Source organism: Komagataeibacter swingsii, assembly GCF_003207895.1.
Lineage (GTDB): Bacteria > Pseudomonadota > Alphaproteobacteria > Acetobacterales > Acetobacteraceae > Komagataeibacter > Komagataeibacter swingsii.
In genome coordinates this window covers 24,586-42,669 of sequence record NZ_NKUB01000009.1, presented here as the reverse complement: position 1 = coordinate 42,669, position 18,084 = coordinate 24,586, and the positions used below count along the sequence as shown (strand labels likewise).

The 18,084-nt window shown below is 60.0% G+C and carries 14 protein-coding genes; 8 read left to right on the top strand and 6 right to left on the bottom strand.

The annotated features are described in order from the left end of the window. Window positions 1-27: 27 nt before the first annotated feature. Genes CFR76_RS18795 through CFR76_RS08635 form a run of 5 tightly spaced genes read left to right on the top strand, consistent with a single transcriptional unit; the run spans window position 28 to window position 7,395 of the window. Complete coding sequence (locus CFR76_RS18795; protein WP_408884363.1) at window positions 28-204, top strand: hypothetical protein; 177 nt, start codon at window positions 28-30, stop codon at window positions 202-204. Window positions 205-261: 57 nt separating this feature from the next. Then, window positions 262-2,109 carry a type I restriction-modification system subunit M gene (locus CFR76_RS08650; RefSeq protein ID WP_244191851.1) on the top strand — a complete coding sequence of 616 codons (1,848 nt, stop codon included), beginning with the start codon at window positions 262-264 and terminating at the stop codon, window positions 2,107-2,109. Beyond that, window positions 2,106-3,383, top strand: a complete 1,278-nt coding sequence (locus tag CFR76_RS08645) for a restriction endonuclease subunit S (protein ID WP_110556773.1) — start codon at window positions 2,106-2,108, stop codon at window positions 3,381-3,383. Before CFR76_RS08650 ends, CFR76_RS08645 begins: the two co-directional genes overlap by 4 nt. Beyond that, window positions 3,380-4,327, top strand: coding sequence for a GIY-YIG nuclease family protein (locus CFR76_RS08640; protein ID WP_110556772.1), 948 nt, complete (start codon window positions 3,380-3,382; stop codon window positions 4,325-4,327). The genes CFR76_RS08645 and CFR76_RS08640 overlap by 4 nt, the downstream gene beginning before the upstream one ends. Then, window positions 4,324-7,395 (top strand): type I restriction endonuclease subunit R, encoded by a 3,072-nt coding sequence (locus tag CFR76_RS08635; RefSeq protein ID WP_110556771.1) that lies wholly within the window; start codon window positions 4,324-4,326, stop codon window positions 7,393-7,395. Before CFR76_RS08640 ends, CFR76_RS08635 begins: the two co-directional genes overlap by 4 nt. Before the next feature lie 115 nt (window positions 7,396-7,510). Here CFR76_RS08635 and eutC read toward each other — a convergent pair whose 3' ends face one another. From eutC to eat, 4 genes are all read right to left on the bottom strand, one after another. Continuing rightward, window positions 7,511-8,281: an ethanolamine ammonia-lyase subunit EutC gene (eutC, locus tag CFR76_RS08630; RefSeq protein ID WP_110556770.1), complete on the bottom strand. Its 771-nt coding sequence runs from the start codon at window positions 8,279-8,281 to the stop codon at window positions 7,511-7,513. Further along, entirely contained in the window at window positions 8,274-9,656 is a 1,383-nt protein-coding gene (locus CFR76_RS08625) for an ethanolamine ammonia-lyase subunit EutB (RefSeq protein WP_110556769.1), read from the bottom strand. The genes eutC and CFR76_RS08625 overlap by 8 nt, the downstream gene beginning before the upstream one ends. A 61-nt stretch (window positions 9,657-9,717) precedes the next feature. Then, window positions 9,718-10,803, bottom strand: a complete 1,086-nt coding sequence (qhpR, locus tag CFR76_RS08620; RefSeq protein WP_244191850.1) for an AraC-like transcriptional regulator QhpR — start codon at window positions 10,801-10,803, stop codon at window positions 9,718-9,720. A gap of 433 nt (window positions 10,804-11,236) precedes the next feature. Then, on the bottom strand, window positions 11,237-12,631 hold the full coding sequence (eat, locus tag CFR76_RS08615) for an ethanolamine permease (RefSeq protein ID WP_110556767.1): 1,395 nt from the start codon (window positions 12,629-12,631) through the stop codon (window positions 11,237-11,239). A gap of 450 nt (window positions 12,632-13,081) precedes the next feature. Here eat and CFR76_RS08605 point away from each other — a divergent pair, with 450 nt between their 5' ends. From CFR76_RS08605 to CFR76_RS08595, 3 genes are all read left to right on the top strand, one after another. After that, window positions 13,082-13,411 carry a hypothetical protein gene (locus CFR76_RS08605; protein ID WP_110556765.1) on the top strand — a complete coding sequence of 110 codons (330 nt, stop codon included), beginning with the start codon at window positions 13,082-13,084 and terminating at the stop codon, window positions 13,409-13,411. A gap of 85 nt (window positions 13,412-13,496) precedes the next feature. Beyond that, window positions 13,497-14,906: an amidohydrolase family protein gene (locus tag CFR76_RS08600; RefSeq protein WP_110556764.1), complete on the top strand. Its 1,410-nt coding sequence runs from the start codon at window positions 13,497-13,499 to the stop codon at window positions 14,904-14,906. 26 nt (window positions 14,907-14,932) lie between these two features. After that, the gene (locus CFR76_RS08595; RefSeq protein WP_244191849.1) at window positions 14,933-15,178 is read left to right on the top strand and encodes a hypothetical protein; all 246 of its coding nucleotides are present in this window, start codon (window positions 14,933-14,935) and stop codon (window positions 15,176-15,178) included. A gap of 177 nt (window positions 15,179-15,355) precedes the next feature. Here the strand turns inward: CFR76_RS08595 and CFR76_RS08585 are convergent, their stop codons facing one another. Next, entirely contained in the window at window positions 15,356-16,663 is a 1,308-nt protein-coding gene (locus CFR76_RS08585; RefSeq protein ID WP_244191848.1) for a hypothetical protein, read from the bottom strand. 45 nt (window positions 16,664-16,708) lie between these two features. Continuing rightward, the gene (locus CFR76_RS08580) at window positions 16,709-17,992 is read right to left on the bottom strand and encodes a glycoside hydrolase family 28 protein (RefSeq protein WP_110556761.1); all 1,284 of its coding nucleotides are present in this window, start codon (window positions 17,990-17,992) and stop codon (window positions 16,709-16,711) included. Window positions 17,993-18,084: the final 92 nt, after the last annotated feature.

The following is an 18,084-nucleotide window of genomic DNA, read 5'->3' as shown; positions in this document are numbered from 1 at the left end:
ACTTTAGCGACCGCATACACTTATGACATCACCCGTAATCATCCCTTCAATGACGCCAGCAAGCGAACAGGCTGGAGTTGCTGCATCCTTATTCCTTCGGCTGAATGGAACGCGTGTGCAGGTCAGCGCCCCGGACGCCGTCGAAACCATGGTTGCCCTTGCGTCTGGCGCAATGGAGGAAGACGCGTTCGCAGTCTGGCTTAGGCAGCCCTTTCAAGACTAAAAAATTTACATGTTTTCGGTACCGGATCAGATTTCCCCATGAGCATGACACCCCGCACGACCTCCCTGTCCTCCATGATCTGGCAGGTCGCTGATCTTCTACGCGGGGATTTCAGACCTGCGGAATATGGGCGCGTCATTCTGCCCTTCACCGTCCTGCGCCGCCTCGACGCCGTGTTGATCCCCACCCGTGACAAAGTGCTAAAGGAAAAGGCGAAGTGGGAAAGCAAAGGCATCGATCCGATGCCGTTCATGGAAAAAGCCGCCGGTTTGAAATTTGTAAACACGTCTGATTTTACCCTGAAAGACGTGCTGGGCGACCCGGACAACCTGACCCAGAACCTTTCCGCCTATATCAATGCCTTCTCACCTACCGCGCGCGACATCTTCGATCATTTCCGCTTCGCCGAGCAGACAGACCGCCTGGCAAAGGCCAATCTGCTCTATCTGGTCCTGGAAAAATTCGTAGGCTTCGACCTCAGTGACAAGGCCGTCGATAACCATCAGATGGGGCAGGTGTTCGAGGAGCTGATCCGCAAGTTCTCCGAAGCGTCCAACGAGACGGCGGGGGAACACTTCACCCCGCGCGAAGTCATCAAGCTGATGGTGAACCTGATCTTTGCCGAGGACGACGACCTGCTGACCCCAGGCAACCCGGCCGTGCGCACCATCTATGACCCCACGGCCGGCACGGGCGGCATGCTCTCGGTTGCGGAAGAATTCCTGCTTGACCACAACCCGGATGCGCGCCTGACCATGTTCGGGCAGGAACTGAACCCGGAATCCTATGCCATCTGCAAGGCTGACATGCTGATCCGTAATCAGGATGTCAGCAATATCCGCCTTGGCAACACGCTTTCTGATGACGAACTGGCGGATTACAAATTCGATTACATGCTCTCTAATCCACCTTTCGGCGTGGAATGGAAGAAGGTTGAGAAAGCCGTCCGGGCCGAGCATGAAAAGCTGGGTTATGATGGCCGCTTCGGCCCCGGCCTGCCCCGTATCTCGGACGGTTCCATGCTGTTCCTGCTGCATCTTGTCCACAAGATGCGTCCTGCAAAGGATGGTGGCGCGCGCTTTGGTATTGTCCTGAACGGCTCGCCCCTGTTCACCGGCGCTGCTGGTTCCGGTGAATCCGAAATCCGCCGTTTCGTGCTGGAAGAAGACCTGGTGGAAGCCATCATCGCGCTGCCGACCGACATGTTCTTCAACACCGGCATCGCCACCTATGTCTGGGTGCTGACCAACCGCAAGCCGAAGAACCGCAAGGGCAGGGTGCAACTGATCGACGCGTCGTCCTTCTGGCAGAAAATGCGCAAAAGCCTTGGCTCCAAGCGCAAGGAAATGGGAGAGGATGACATTACCCTTGTCACCCGCCTGTTCCGCGATGCGCAGGATGCACAGCTTGCCACCATCACCACCGCCGATGGCGCGCAGACGCGCGAAGTCGTGGCCAAGGGGGCGGAACCGCCCGAAGCCCCCGAAGGCGGCAAGGTCAGGCTGGCCCCGCTGAGCCGTATCTTCCGCAATGAAGATTTTGGCTACCAGACCATCACGGTGGAGCGCCCGCAGCGTGATGAGGATGGCAACATCATCCTCGGACAGCGCGGCAAGGCGAAGGGCAAGCCCATGCCCGACAGCAGCCTGCGCGATACGGAAAACGTGCCGCTGGATGAGGATATCCACGCCTACTTCAAATGCGAAGTCCTGCCTCATGCCCCGGATGCGTGGATTGACGAGGCCAGAACGAAGATTGGCTATGAAATCCCGTTCAACCGGTATTTCTATGTATTCGAGCCGCCGCGCCCGCTTGCGGAGATTGATGCGGACCTGAAGGATGTGACCGCGAAAATCATGGCGATGCTTGAGGAGCTTTCGGTATGAGTTTTCCGAAGTATCCGGCGTATAAGGATAGTGGGGTTGAGTGGATCGGTGAGATTCCGGTTGGGTGGAATATGGTCCAACTTAAACGGATTATCTCAGTTGTTTATGGCGACAACTTAAAAAATGAAGACCGCGCTGAGGATGGCTCTGTCCCAGTCTATGGTTCAAATGGAGTGGTCGGTTTTCACAATATTTCTAACGCACCATCTCCAACAATAATGATCGGAAGAAAAGGTTCGTGCGGTGCGTTAAACTGGTCTCAAATTCCCGCTTTCGCAATCGATACCGTATTTTTTGTTGAATTATCATCTTTGATAAATATGCGCTGGGTTTATTGGTTTCTGCATATTTTGAATTTAGCATCATTAAGTCAAGACACCGGCGTGCCGGGTTTATCGCGTGAAACACTGTATAGCCAATTAGTTACCTTTCCCTCACTTCCCGAACAACAGGCAATAGCCAGCTTTCTGGACCGTGAGTGCGGAAAAATTGACGCCCTGATTGCCAAACAGGAACGACTGATTGCCCTCCTTGCGGAAAAGCGGCAGGCCGTCATCTCCCACGCCGTAACAAAAGGCCTGAATCCCAACGCTCCCATGAAAGAGTCAGGTATTCCGTGGATTGGGATGGTGCCGGAAGGGTGGAAGGTTCGACCCTTGAAAAATGTGGCTTCTGTGCAAACAGGAATTGCCAAAGGCAAAGATGTATCTGAGGAAAAATCCGTAAAAATACCATATCTTCGCGTAGCAAATGTTCAAGATGGGTATCTGGATTTATCTGAATTAACAATGATTTATATTGATAGTGACCAAGTTGAACGATATCTGCTTCAAAAAGGCGATGTTCTGATGAATGAAGGTGGGGACTTCGACAAATTAGGTCGTGGCGCCATATGGCATGGCGAGATTGCTCCTTGTGTTCATCAAAATCACGTTTTTGCCGTGAGGCCAAAAGTCATAATTTCTGAATGGTTGTCTGCGGTCATAAGATCTGATTATGCCAAATTCTATTTTATGACTCGCGCCAAACAGTCAACTAATCTCGCTTCCATTTCTTCAACAAATTTAATGACTCTTCCAACTATAGTTCCTCCCCCTGAAGAACAGAAATTGATTGTTAAATTTTTAAAGATTGAACAAGGCAAATTTGAAAATATGATAACTGCTGCAAAGACAACAATCACTCTCCTCAAAGAACGCCGATCAGCCCTCATCTCAGCCGCCGTCACCGGCAAGATTGATGTCCGCAACCAGAACAAGGCCATCGCAGCATGATCGACACAAAAGGCCGCTCTCTGGAACTGTTCTATATCGACGGTCATCCGGATGGTATGGTGACGGCCGAACTGTTCAACTGGACGGGGCATGTATTCGTCACGCCGCGTACGCGCCTGACCGAAGCGCTGCGACGGAAGGAGGCCGATTATACTGGGGTTTATCTACTGCTGGGCGAAAAGGATGGACAGGATTTCGCCTATATCGGGGAAGCCGAGGACCTCAGCACACGGCTGAAGCAGCACGCGGCGGCGACTGACAAGGACTGGTGGGAAACGGCCGTTCTGGTCTCCGCCAGCGCCAACCGGCTCAACAAGGCGCATGTGAAATATCTGGAAGCGCGGCTGGTCACGATGGCGCGGGAGATCGGGCACACCCCGCTGCATAACGGCAACGCGCCCTCCCTACCGGGACTGACGGAAGCCGACATTGCCAAGATGGAGGCCTTTCTTGCCAACCTGATGGTGGTCCTGCCTGCCATCCGGGTGGATATGTTCATCCAGCGCAGCCGCCCAGCGGGGTCATCGCGGCCAGTTCCAACTTTTGAAGCGCCAGAGGCCGGAACGAACCCCACCACGACCGAGACAGCCCGCTTTTTCCTGCACAAACCACGCATTGACCTGACGGCGAAAGCCATCTTTCAGGACGGTGAATTTGTTGTGGAGGCAGGGTCTCAGGCCAGGACTGAATGGCATGGGGAAGGCACATATAAACCGCTGCATGAGGAACTGGTACGATCCGGTATTCTGCAACTGGCTGGCGAACATCGTGTGTTTACCAAGGATTATGCGTTCAGAAGCCCAAGTGCAGCCGCAGCCGTCGTGTTTGGTCATCCCGTAAGTGGGCCTGCTGCATGGAAGCTGGAAGATAACCCGGACATCACATTCCGCGACTGGCAGGCGCAACAGTTGGCGGCCATTCCTGACGAAGGGGCCGACTCATGACCGACCTCCACAAGGAACACCATCTGGAATCCGAAATCTGCGACTATCTCGGCCGTTCCGGCTGGCTGTATGAGGAAGGGTCTGCCAGCCGCTACGATGTCGGCCTGTCCCTGTTTCCCGAAGATCTGCTGGCATGGGTGCGCGAGTGCGAGCCGGATGCGTGGCAGACACTGGAAAAGACACATGGCGCAGCAGCAGGGACCGTGCTGTGCCAGCGTGTGCGCGATGCCCTGAACACGCGCGGCGTGCTGGTTGTGCTGCGTGACGGGCTGGACATTATCGGGCTGACGAAAACGCTGAAAATCTGCCAGTTCCGTCCAGCACTGAGGATGGTCCCACATCTACAGCATCTCTACAACGCCAATCGCCTGCGCGTGGTGCGCCAGGTGCGGTATTCGGCCAGCAATGGCAACGAACTGGATCTGGTGCTGTTTCTGAACGGCGTGCCCGTGGCAACAGCGGAACTGAAATCAAACTATACCCAGTCGGTTCAGGACGCGGTGGAGCAGTACTGCACCGACCGCCTGCCCAGGCCACCCGGCAAACCGGCGGAACCATTGCTCTCGGTCCCCGGTGGGGCAGTGGTGCATTTTGCCATCAGCAATAGCGACGTGATGATGTGCACCCATCTGGATGGCGCGCACAGCCGCTTCCTGCCATTCAATCAGGGGAATGATGGCAGGGCAGGCAATCCCGGCACCACAGCCTATCTGTGGCGTGAGGTATGGCAGCCGGATTCATGGCTGGACATTCTGGGCCGCTACATCATCCCGGTGAAGAAGAAGGGGAAGATTACCGGCTGGATCTTTCCACGCTATCACCAGCTTGCCGCCACGCGGCTTCTGGTTGCCACCATTGTGGCGGAAGGTCCGGGCCAGCGTTACCTGATCCAGCATTCCGCGGGGTCGGGCAAGACGAACTCCATTGCCTGGACGGCGCATTTCCTGTCAGACCTGCATGACCGGCATAATCACAAGGTGTTCGATACCGTGGTCGTGGTGTCGGACCGGACGGTTCTGGACCGGCAGCTTTCGGAAACAATCGAGAGTTTTGAACGCACGCGCGGCGTGGTGGCCTCCATTTCCGGCAATAATGACAGCAAAAGCCAGGAACTTGCCGAAGCCCTGCACGCGGGCAAAAAAATCATCATCTGCACGATCCAGACCTTTCCCTTCGCGCTGGCGGAAATCCGCAAGCTTGCAGCAACCGAGGGCAAGCATTTTGCTGTCATTGCAGATGAAGCCCATTCTTCCCAGACCGGCACAGCGGCCAGCAAGCTGAAGGCGGCCCTTTCAGCAGGGGAACTGGCAGAACTTGCCGATGGCGGGGAGGTCGGCATGGAAGACCTGCTGGCAGCGGAAATGGCGCAGCGGCCTGCCGCCGATGCGGGCATTTCCTTTATCGCCTTCACCGCCACGCCAAAGGCCAAGACGCTGGAACTGTTCGGGCGTCCGCCGCACCCCGACCAGCCCAAAGGGGAAAACAACAAGCCCGAAGCATTCCACATCTATTCCATGCGCCAGGCGATCGAGGAGGGCTTCATCCTTGATGTGTTGCAGAATTATGTATCGTGGAAACAGGCCTTTCGCCTGAGCCAGAACGGTCAGGTTCTGGATGAAACGGAAGTCGAAGCTTCGGAAGCAAAGAAGGTGCTGATGAAGTGGGTGCGACTGCACCCCACCAATATCGCCGCGCGTGTTCAGATCGTGGTGGAGCATTTCCGCCAGAATGTGCAGCCGCTCCTTGGCGGCAGGGCACGGGCCATGGTGGTAACGGCCAGCCGCATGGAAGCGGTGCGCTGGAAGCTGGCGATGGATCGCTACGTTAAGGAAAAGCATTATCCGTTCGGGTTGCTTGCAGCGTTCTCGGGCGAGGTGGATGACCCGGAAAGTGGCCCGGAGCCGTTTACGGAAAGCAACATCAATCCCGCCCTGAAGGGGCGCGACCTGCGGGAGGTTTTTGCCGAAGACCCGTGGCGGATTCTGATCGTGGCCAACAAGTTCCAGACCGGATTCGATCAGCCTTTGCTATGCGGCATGTATGTGGACCGGAAGCTGGGCGGCATTCAGGCTGTCCAGACGCTCTCGCGGCTGAACCGTTGCTATCCCGGCAAGGACATGACCTTCGTGGTGGATTTCGAGAACGACCCCGAAGTTATCCTCAAGGCGTTCCAGCAATATTACACCAGGGCCGAACTGGCCGACCTCAGCGATCCGAACTGCGTGGTCAACCTGCGCCACAAGCTGGATGATGCCGGGTTGTACGATCAGCCGGAAGTCGATCGCGTGGCCCGTATCCTGACTAATCCGAAAGCAACGCAGCAGCAGCTTGATGCGGCCATTGTGCCGGTCAGTTCCCGCGTGCTGGGCCGGTATCGCGCAGCCCGAAAACTCTTTCAGGACGAGCCGGAAGGTTCGCATGAACGGCAGGTGGCGAAGGAACGGATGGATGGCCTGATCCAGTTCCGGAGCGATCTGGCGTCCTATATGCGGATGTACGAGTTTTTCAGCCAGATGCTGAATTACGGCAATCCGGATTATGAAAAGCTGTATCTCTTTGCCAAAATGCTCTGGCCACTGCTGAAATTCGACCGTGAGCGCGAGACGGTCGATACAACCACCCTGCGCCTGACGCATCATCGCATGAAGGATCTTGGCAAGCAGAAGCTTGGGCTGAAGAACGAAACCGGAGAGGGGCTGGAACCAATAAAAGAGGCAGGTTCAGGGCTACCGCAGGACAAGGCGAAGGTTCAGCTCTCCCGTATTATCGAAGCCATCAATGATCTGTTCGAAGGGGACCTGACGGACGGAGACAAGGTGGCATTTGTTATGGGACTGGAAACCAAACTGGCAGAATCCAAAAAATTGCGCGAACAGGCGCAGGCCAATACCAAGGATCAGTTCGCCAATTCACCTGATCTCCAGGAAGAAGGGATGAATGCAACCATCGAGTTGATGGACGCACATGAAAAGATGGGCAAACAGATGCTCAACGATAATGCCCTACTGCGCACGGTTATTGCCGCCATCGTAAAACAGGGTGGGTTATGGGAAGGATTGCAGGGATAAAAATCACACCGGCGCCGTTTTCGTTCACAACACGGCAGGCGATAATAGTCCCATCGCCACAGGCTACGGCAGCGCCTGCACAGTCATTCGTCTGTATGCCCGGAATCCATACTTTTTATTTCCCTGATTTATCCGATAACATTTTATGCAAGTCCGGTCGAACCGTCTGCCCGATAGTACAGGTTTCGTCCTTGAGATCGACGCCGCTGTAATTGCGCATCCGCGCCGTCTTCAGCAACCATGCCAGGCTGTTCGCTGCGGCCATGGCGGATAACCCGCCATGGCCGTGAATGTTGGAAATGCAGTTCCGTCCCGAATCCCGCGTCCCTATCCGCGGATTCCACGTCATGTACAGGCTCATGCTTTCAGCGCAGCGCAGGCCGGGGCGTTCCCCGATCATCATCACCACGCACCGCGCGCCAAGGCCGGTCGCGATTTCATCGCCCAACGCCACCCGCGCCCTGTGCGCCACGACCAGCGGGGCGATACGCCAGCCGGCCAGCAGGGGCATCACCGCCGCCAGTACCGCAGGCCCCTGCTGCTGCGCCGCAAGCGCCGACAGCCCATCGGCAATGACGAACACCACATCATACCGCCCATGTGGCAGGCTTTCGCGGCTTCCGTCCGATAACTGTCGCCCAAGGTCGGGGCGCCTTACGTATTCCTCGCGGTCCCTGGCGCGACTTTCAACCGCGATCGGGGGCTGTGGCAGGTTCAGCCGACTGGTATCCAGCGTGGCGGAGACGGCATGACGCGCACGGACATGGGCGTACTGGAATTCCCGCACGGCCGCGCCGGAAATCGTGTTGCCGGCACGGGGCAGGCCGATCCGCGCCGAAGTCGTTGCCTGCAACCCGCGCCAGGTAAGAGGGGGATCATCAGTCATTGCAGGGTATCATCCCGGAAAAAAGGCCGGGGGGATTGATGCGCATCCGCCCCTTTGCATCAACCAGTTCCCGCGCGACCAGCCACGCCTCAAACTCCGGCGCCGCCCGCACGCCAAACAGCGAACGCAGGGTCTGGATATCGTGATAGGACAGGCTCTGGTAATTCAGCATGATGTCATCGCTGCCGGGCACGGCGATCAGGAAGTTGATACCAGCGGTGCATAACAGCATCATCAGGTTGTCCATGTCATCCTGGTCGGCCTCGGCATGGTTGGTGTAACAGACATCACACCCCATCGGCAGGCCCATGAGCTTTCCGCAGAAATGGTCTTCCAGCCCCGCCCGGATGATCTGCCTGCCATCATACAGGTATTCCGGGCCGATGAAGCCGACCACCGTATTGACCAGCAGCGGCGAGAAAGCCCGCGCCACGGCATAGGCCCGGACCTCCGCCGTCTGCTGGTCCATGCCGTGATGGGCATTGGCCGACAGGGCCGATCCCTGCCCCGTTTCAAAATACATGGTGTTCGTGCCGACCGTCCCCCGCCCCAGTGACTGGCTGGCCATATAGGCTTCGGACAGGACCGACAGGGAAATGCCAAAACCCGCATTCGCATCCTGCGTGCCGGATATGGACTGGAACACAAGATCCACCGGCGCGTTGCGCTCCATCAGCCGGAGGGTATTGGTCACATGCGTCAGCAGGCAGGTCTGGATGGGGATGTCATAGCGCACCCGCACATCTTCAAGCATATGCACGATGTCACCGGCATTGGCCATGTTGTCCGATGCCGGGTTTATGCCCACCACCGCGTCCCCCACCCCCAGCAGCAGGCCATCCAGCATGGACGCGGCAATACCCGGCAGGCTGTCCACCGGGTGATTGGGCTGCAGGCGCGACCCCATGCGCCCCGGCAGGCCCTGCGTATTGCGAAAGGCCGTGCGGACCGTAATCTTGCGGGCAACCGCCACCAGGTCCTGGTTACGCATGAGCTTGCTGACCGCCGCAACCATTTCAGCTGTCAGTCCCGGCGCAAGGGCCGCAAGGGTCGCGCCGTCGATTTCATGGTCCAGCAGCCAGTCACGCAGGTCCCCCACCGTCATATGCGCGACGGGGGCGAAGGCGGTGGCATCATGGCTGTCAATAATCAGCCGCGTGACTTCATCCGTCTCGTAAGGAACCGGGACCTCGTTCAGGAAGGTCCGGAGCGGAATGTTCGCCAGCGCCTCACGCGCACCGATACGCAGCAGGGGATCAGGGGCAGCGACCCCGGCCAGTTCATCACCGCTGCGATAGGGCGACGCATAGGCAAGCACCTGTTTCAGGGAGGAAAAGCAGAATTTCTCGCCCCCCAGGACAGCATGATATGACACGTGTACAATAGCCTTCCCAACAGGGGTGATTCATCCACGACCGGATTATAAACGCCTGTCCTCAGATTTCTTGACCGGCAGGCACAAAGACTTGACCAGTCCCCGCATGGGCGCGCGCCTGGCGGTCGCCACCTGCCTGCCGGGCCGTGCGGTACAGGCGTGGCGACACCCCGGTCCATTTGCGGAATGCGCGGCTGAAGGCGCTGATTTCCGAATATCCCAGCAACAGCGCGATCTCGCCAATCGGCATGGTGGGGCGGGCAAGGTATTCGCGGGCCGCGTCCTGCCGGATCCGTTCCACCAGGGCGGAAAACGTGATGCCCATCCCATCCAGACGACGTTGCAGGGTCCAGCGCGGCATGCGCAGCGTGTCCGCCACCTGCGACAGGGCCGGCACGCCATTGCCCATGGCATAGCGGATTTCGGCGCGGACGCGCGCCAGCAGCAAGTCCGTGGCGGGGGCTGCCTGCGGGCGCATTGCCGCGGATGGCAGCGCCGTTAGGCTACACCGCAGGACATCAAGCAGCCGCACATTTCCCTGCGGCATGGCGCAGCCCATTTCCGCCCTGTCAAATACCACCGCATTGACGCCCATGCCAAAATGCACCGGCGCGCCAAAGGCATTATCATATTCGCCCGGCGCGGCGATGCGGCGATGTTCCAGCCAGATGGCCCGTGGCGCCCAATGCTGCCCCAGCACATGGCGGAATATGTTGCAGAACATGCCCATGGTCAGTTCCGCATCCTGCCCGCGCCCGATGATGCCACCCGCCGTGATCCGGTATTCCAGCCGCGCGCAGCCATCATCCTGATGGACAAGGCGGGTCATGGTGCCGCCCTGGTGATATGGGAACAGTTCGGCCACGTTTTCCACCGCGTTGCCCAGCGTGGGGGACGCCATGGCGATAAAGCTGATCAGGCCCAGCATGTCCGGGGTGAAATGCCGGCCATAGGACAGGCCCACCCCCGCATGGCCGCTCTGCCGGGTGGTTTCCTCAAACAGAAGGCAGTACCCGGCAAGGTCGAGCGACGCCGTCTGCGAAAGGTCGGGATCAAGCCGCAGCCCGGCGGACAGGGCCACGCGGTCAGGATCGCAGCCCTGTTCACGGATGAACTGGTACGCCCCCGTGGCGGCAGCGGCAAGCACATGTGGCTGCCTGGCCGCGCCGTCTGCTGGGCCGGATATATCGCCAGGCCGCATCGTCCCTTCCCCACATCGTAAAGCAAGGGCCAGTTTTCATGTTTTGACGGTCCGGAACAAGCCCGAACCCTGTGATGCCAGAATGAATGATGCGGGGCATTCCGCCAGTGCCCCCATGCCATCGGCGCCAGCTGAACGGGCTGTTATTCCGCAAGGGCCTGTCTGAAAAGTCTGCCCGGGCGACATCCTGCAAGCATAAGGAATTGCTCTAACTCATTGTTTACCGAGCATCTTCACCCGTTCGAATGTGTCCATTCAAACCGGATCTGCTCTAGGTGACGCCTGCCGGGAACATGAACCGGCCTTCCCGACAGTGCCCAATACCTCAATTCCCGATATCAGGGAACAATACAGCCCCGTTGACGCAACAGCGTCCCCGTCAGGCTCCACGCGCGCGGCTGAGCCGATAAACCACCAGCCCCATGGCCATGAACACGCCATAGATACCAAAAATGGCCAGATGGCTGACGGCCATGCCCGCCAGTGCGCAGGATGCCGCGACAAAGGCAAAGCCCGGCACCACAGGATAACCCGGCACGGACCATGGCCGCGCCCGGTCCGGCCGGTTACGGCGCAGCCGGAACAGGCTGGCCATGGCGAACAGGTACATGGTCAGCGCACCGAATACCGATATGGTCACGAGCGTGGCGGTCAACGGCTGGCCGCCGATGGTGATATACCGGTCACCGTAAATGGCCCCCATCCCCACGCCGCCGCCAGCCAGCGTTGCCGCCCATGGCGTCCCGAAGCGGGGATGCAGGCGGCCCAGCACCGCGGGCAGGTAGCCTTCGCGCGCCATGGCATAGATCTGGCGCGAATATCCCATGATGATCCCGTGGAAAGACGCCACAAGGCCGAACAGCCCAAGCCATACCAGCATATGCACATAGCCGCTGCGGGGGCCGACCACGGCCAGCATGGCCTGTGGCAGCGGGTCGTTCAGGTTGGCCAGGGCTTTCCAGTCACCCACGCCCCCCGCAAGGATCATGATGCCGAACGCCAGGGCCATCAGGGTCATGATCCCGGCAATATAGGCCATGGGAATGGTCCGGTGCGGGGCGCGTGCTTCTTCCGCTGTCATGGCCACCCCTTCGATCGCAAGGAAAAACCATATGGCGAAAGGTACTGCCGCCAGGATGCCGCCGACGGCATGCAGGCTGAACGTATCGGACCCGGCCCAGCCATCGTGGACGAAATTCGCCCATGAAAAACCGGGCATCACCACAACCATGAACACAAGCAGCTCGGCAATGGCCGCCATGGTAATGACCAGTTCAAACGTGGCCGCAATATTCACCCCGACCATATTCAGCGCCATGAACACCACATACGCCCCCGTCGCGGCTGTCGCCGCGCCGACATGGGGGTACTGCACATGCAGGTAGGCCCCGATCGCCAGCGCGATGGCCGGGGGCGCAAAGACGAATTCCATGATCGAGGCAAAGCCCGTCAGGAACGCTGGTACAGGCCCGAACGCCGCCAGCACATAGGCAAACGGGCCGCCGGCCCTGGGTATGGACGTGGTCAGTTCGGTATAGGAAAAGATCAGCGCCACGTACATCAGCGCAACCATGAACGTGGTGACAAGGAAGCCCAGCGTGCCGGCCGTGGCCCAGCCATAACTCCACCCGAAATATTCTCCCGATATCACCAGCCCCACGGCAATGCCCCATAGATGAAAGACCCCGAAGCGGCGCTGGAGCACGGGCGCGGGGCTGCCAGCATCATGCGGCGGGGTGAGCGGGGTGGCAGAGGTCACGGAAGGGCGGGTCATTATCCACAACAGCTTTTATGATGGCCTGCAACAGGCGACACGCATGATGAACGCTCCCCGCCTAGCACGAAGTCCGGACAGGCTTCCATCACCACGATAGACCGCTCCGCCAACAATATTCTTGACCCCGTGAAACAGTTTCTTGACCTGGAAAAACGTCCTTGCCCCATCCTTCGCCCCGGGTGCCGCATCCGTCCCGTCCTCCAGGTGCAAGATCCGTTTCATCAGGCAATTTCCCGCCACCTGCCGGCAGGGCCGCAACAGGCGTTACACCAGCGAACAGGGGGAACGGCCGCCCCCTGTTCGCCGGGGTCATCGGGCGGACGCCGCACCATCGGCAGAATGCCATGCGCGCCATGGCCTGCATGGCTGATGGACGACACGCCCCTATCCCCCCGGGGCGCTGAAATATGGCATAGTCCGGCCACCACCCAAGGAGGGAACAGGCTTATGGAACCGTGGACGTCTTTCACGCTATTTGGAAAATCCGGCACAATCTACCAGTTCCGGCGCACGCCTTCGCCCCTGCCGCCGCAGGCCTGCATATTCCTGCTGACAACCGTCATGGGGTCAACGGTCAAGGGCGGGTCATGGCAGTTTCTTGAACCGGAAATCGGCACCGTGGCCTCACTGTCGGGCGAGTGGGACAGCGTGATCACGCCTGCCCGCGAAGCCAAGGCGGAAAGTGATGATGTCCTTGTCTGCTTTCCCGAAAGCGGCGACGTGGCCGACGCCTTTGCCGACCTGATCGAAGGCGGGGCCACACGCCTGCCGCGCTAGAAGCGGCCCGCCCCGCCCATATGTGAATGGACGCGGGTGCGCCCGCGGTCCACACTGCGCCGTCCCGCCGGATGGAGATCCCGCCATGTCCCGTTACCGCCGCCCTGTGCTGATGACCTTTGTGACGGGGCTTCTGCTAACCCACGGCATGGCTCATGCACGCCCGGACAGGCCGGTGCTGCTGCGCCATGCCACTGTTATCGATGGCACGGGCAGCGCGCCGCAGCCGGATACGGATATCCTGATCCGCGACGGGCACATCGCGGCAACCGGGCACAACCTGCCGCCCCCGGCCCATGCACGGACCATCGACCTGTCGGGCCAGACCGTGCTGCCGGGCCTGATTTCCGACCACAGCCATGTGGGACAGGTCAGCGGCACGCAGAATGGGGAAGTCAATTACACCCGCGCCAACATCCTGTCCGAACTGTCGCAGTACGAACATTATGGCGTGCTGACCGTTGTCGCCCTGGGGCTGAACCGCTCGCCCCTGTTTGACGACCTGCGGCGCGAACAGCATGCGGGCCTCAACCCCGGCGCCGACCTGTTTGGCGTGGACCAGGGCATTGGCGCACCCGATGGCGTACCGCCGCAGAACATGTTCCACCTTGGCGCCGACCAGATCTTCCGCCCCACCACGCCCGATGAAGCCCGCGCCGCGGTCAACAGGATGGCGGATGAAGGCACGGACCTGATCAAGCTGTGGGTCGATGATTTCCGCAACGGCGTGCCCGGCGCACGTGGCCTGCCCAAGATGCGGCCCGAAATATACCGCGCCGCCATTACGCAGGCCCACCTGCGCGGCAAGCGCGTGGCCGCCCATATCCATGACCTGTCCGATGCCCGCGCGCTGGTGGCGGCGGGCGTGGACATTCTTGCCCATGGCGTGCGGGACAGGTCGGTTGATGCCTCCCTGATCCATGCCATGACCCAGCAGGGCACGGGTTATATCGCAACGCTGGCCCTTGATGAGGCCAGCTATATCTTTGCCGAACACCCCGAATGGCTGGATGACCCGTTCCTGTCATTCGGGCTGTCACCCGCCCTGCGCCAGCAGTTCGCCGACCCGGCATGGCGGGAGAAGGTTCTGGCAGCCCCCCTGACCGCGGCCGCGCGCAAGGCGCTGGCGATGAACATGCGCAATCTGCTGACGCTGTACCGCGCGGGTGTCCCCATCGGTTTCGGCACGGATTCGGGCGCGACGCCAACCCGCATTCCCGGATTTGCCGAACACCGGGAATTCCGGCTGTCAGTCATGGCCGGGCTGACGCCATTACAGGCCATCACGCTGGCGACAGGGGATGCCGCCCACCTCATGCAGCTTGCGGACCGGGGCACGATCGCGACGGGACAACTGGCGGACCTGCTGGTGGTGTCAGGCAACCCGGCACAGGACCCGGCAGCGCTGGATCATATCCGGCAGGTCTGGCACCGTGGGCGTGAGGTGCCCGGCCCGCTGGCGGGACAGGACAGGCCGGCAGCCCGACCGAGGTGACAGAAAGCGATATGACCGGAAACAATATGCCCAAACCCCTCCGTAAACTGCTGCCCCTGATCGGGATGGCAGCCACCCTGGCCGCCTGCGCCGGGCCGGCCGGGCCGCAGCTATCGGGACCGGACGGTCCGATGATCGCCAATAACGACTGGAACGAACATAATTACGGTATGGGATTCTATTCCGGGCCGTATGATGACGGTTTCGAGGCGGAGGGACTGAACGGCGGGCCACCCAATTATCTGGGTGACGAGTTCATGGGCGTGCCGTGAACCAGAACCTGGCAACATGCTGGATGCAGTAAAAAAACAGCTTGAAAAACCATTGATAAATAAAAAGCTTCTGGATACCGCCTTTTGTCGAAAAGGCGGTATTTTCCTGAAGCTTTTTGAAAAAATATTTACCAAAAACTTCTTCATGATTTGCAGGATATATCGTCTGGTCCGGTATCATTTCGATGCGCCGCAGTCACGCGGCCACTGGTTGCCACCACCTGCGGCGCCTGCCAGTCCCATAACGCAGGCGGCCAGGACCTCCGGGCGCATGGAGGCAGGGGGCACCGGCACGGATGCGCCATGCATCTGCCGCGCCAGTTCCGCCCGGAACGGCTCCGCCAGCAGGGCGCCATAAAGATGCAGGCCGTCGATATTCACCGCGCCATCGGCTTCCCGTGTTGACCCCCCGATCCGCCGGGTCAGGGTGATGGACCCCACGCCCAGTTTCGTATCCGGTTCCTGGTTCACGATCATGTCGCCACGCGCATCCACCACACCACCCGTCGCAGCCGCCACGCCGTAACTCGCGCCTGGCCTGCCATCCGGGTACAGGGTCGGTTTCAGCACGATCACGTTGTCCACCGACTGCACATAGGCATTGGACACGACCTTCGGGTGGCGCTGTGATGTCGATTCAAAATAATTGCCGGTTATGCTGACCCTGACCCACGGGCGCATGGCGTCTTCATCCAGATGGGCAAGCGGGTCCGCGCAGCCAGGCGCGTCCGGGGTGACATAGCAGGTCAGCGTGCCGACCAGCATGACCTTGTTATGCGCCTGAAAATGATTGAAGGCGACCGTGGCATGGGATGCCGCATTGATCCGGCCCTTGCGCACGATGTCGACACAGCCATCCCCGCAGCGGCGGAAGTCGTTGTGCACGATCGCGACCCGGTCAAAAAAACCCGTCAGGCCAATGGCATCGCCGGTTTTGTCAGTCTTGTCGACATAGGGCTGCTTGGTCAGCTTCAGCCCCCGTATGATGATATTGGTTGAATCGGTAACGGTAAGGTCCGTAAGCCGCGCCCGCGCCGCAAGGGTCACCTGCCCGCACCCGCCATCAAGGGTTACGTTCGAGGGCAGGCGGAATGTCGCCTGCGGCGCGATGACACGCCCGTCCAGCTCGTGACTGAAAACAATCCATCCGCCACCGGCGGCCTGCGCGTCATTCAACGCATGGCGCAGCGTGCCCGGCGTCGGGTGCGCGCTGTCATCCCCCGCATCCGTGACCTCAAACAGGGGGTAGCCAAGGCCGCCCTGCGTATCCCCCGCTTCCCCGCCGAAATCATGGGGATAGGGATCATGGCGGACGATACCCCGCGCATCAGGCCGCACAACGGGGCAGGCCTGCCTGCCAAACCGGGCCGCGCCATCCCGGGCGGCGGCAAGGAAGGTAGCCGGGTCAGCGGCGCGCGCATGCCCCATGGGCATGATCGCGGCCATGCCCGCAAGCACGGCCGCAACCCCCATGGCGCGACGCATACCGGAAGTCCGGGACTGGCCATACGGATTCATGTGTCCTGCGCCCTATTCAGGAGTGCCGGAAATGGTGACGTTGCTTTCCTCCAGAAGCGGGCTGCCCTTTTTTGTATGGAGATGGGCATCCTCGAACGTCAGTTCGGCATTGCGTACTTCCATCGGCCTGGACGCCTCAAGCAGCACATGCCGCAGGAGCACCTTTTTTATGGGCAGGTCCGGCAGGCCCACGGCATAGCCCAGCATCAGGCCACCCGAACCCGTCACGTTCTGGATCGTGACATCATGGATGCGCGGTGATGCCCCCTCCCTTCCCACGGCGCGGTCATCATTCGCCGGGTCTTCATGCGGGATCTTGGGATAATAATCGGTCAGGATGATGGGTTCGCGCACATCTTCCATGGTTACGCCATCATAGACGATATCCGACACCTCGCCCCCATGCGCACGGTCCGTCTTGATGCGCAATCCGTTGGTCGTATGCTGGAACTGCAGGTGGCTGGCGCGCACATGCCGCACGCCGCCCGTGGTTTCGCTGCCGATGGACAACCCGTGCCCATGCAGGAATTTACAGTTTTCGATCACCACGTTTTCCGTCGCGGCATCGGGGTGCTGCGGGTCACGATGGCCGGACTTGATGGCGATGTTGTCATCCCCGTTGTCAATGACGACATTGCGGATGGTGATGTTGCGCCCGGCGGGATCGATCCCGTCCGTATTGGGTGAATCGGCGGGCGAGCTTATGGTAATGCCGTCCACCACCACGTTGCTGACATCCGTCATCAGCAGGTGGAAGGTCGGCGCATTGCGCAGCGTCAGGTTGCTTACATGCAGGTCATCAACATGTGAAAACGCGATCAGGCGCGGGCGGGGCGGCATTTTTTCGTGCCGGCTGCGGGCCTGCCGGGCAATCGTCCACCATGCCTCCCCCGCGCCATCAATCGTGCCCGCGCCCTGCAGCGTGATGTCCCCGACCTCCTTGCCATAAATGAAAGCCACGGGGGGCGTGCCCGCGCCGGGCACAAGGGCGGAGCGCAATGTCGCCCCCTTCTCGATCGACAGGGTCGTGTGCGACGGTATGACAAGCGGGCCGGAAAGGTATGTGCCGGCGGAAAGCTGGACCATGCCCTTGCCGGCGCATTCCCCAAGCGCATGGGTGATGGCCGGCCCGTCATCATGCGTGCCGTCATGCGTGGCCCCGAAACTTTCCGGTCGGCACACCGTATTCTCCGCCCTTGCCGCGACACAGGACAGTCCTGTCGCCACAAGCCCGACTGCAACCGCGGCAACCGCTCCGCGCGCCCTGCATGGGAAAAGGATGTTCCAGGCTGCCATCAATATTTTCCTTAACACAATAGAATTGCCAAAGCCGGGAAGAAGCCACGCGCCGGCGCGGTATCCTCCGTCCGGACCGCCTGGCGCCCTTC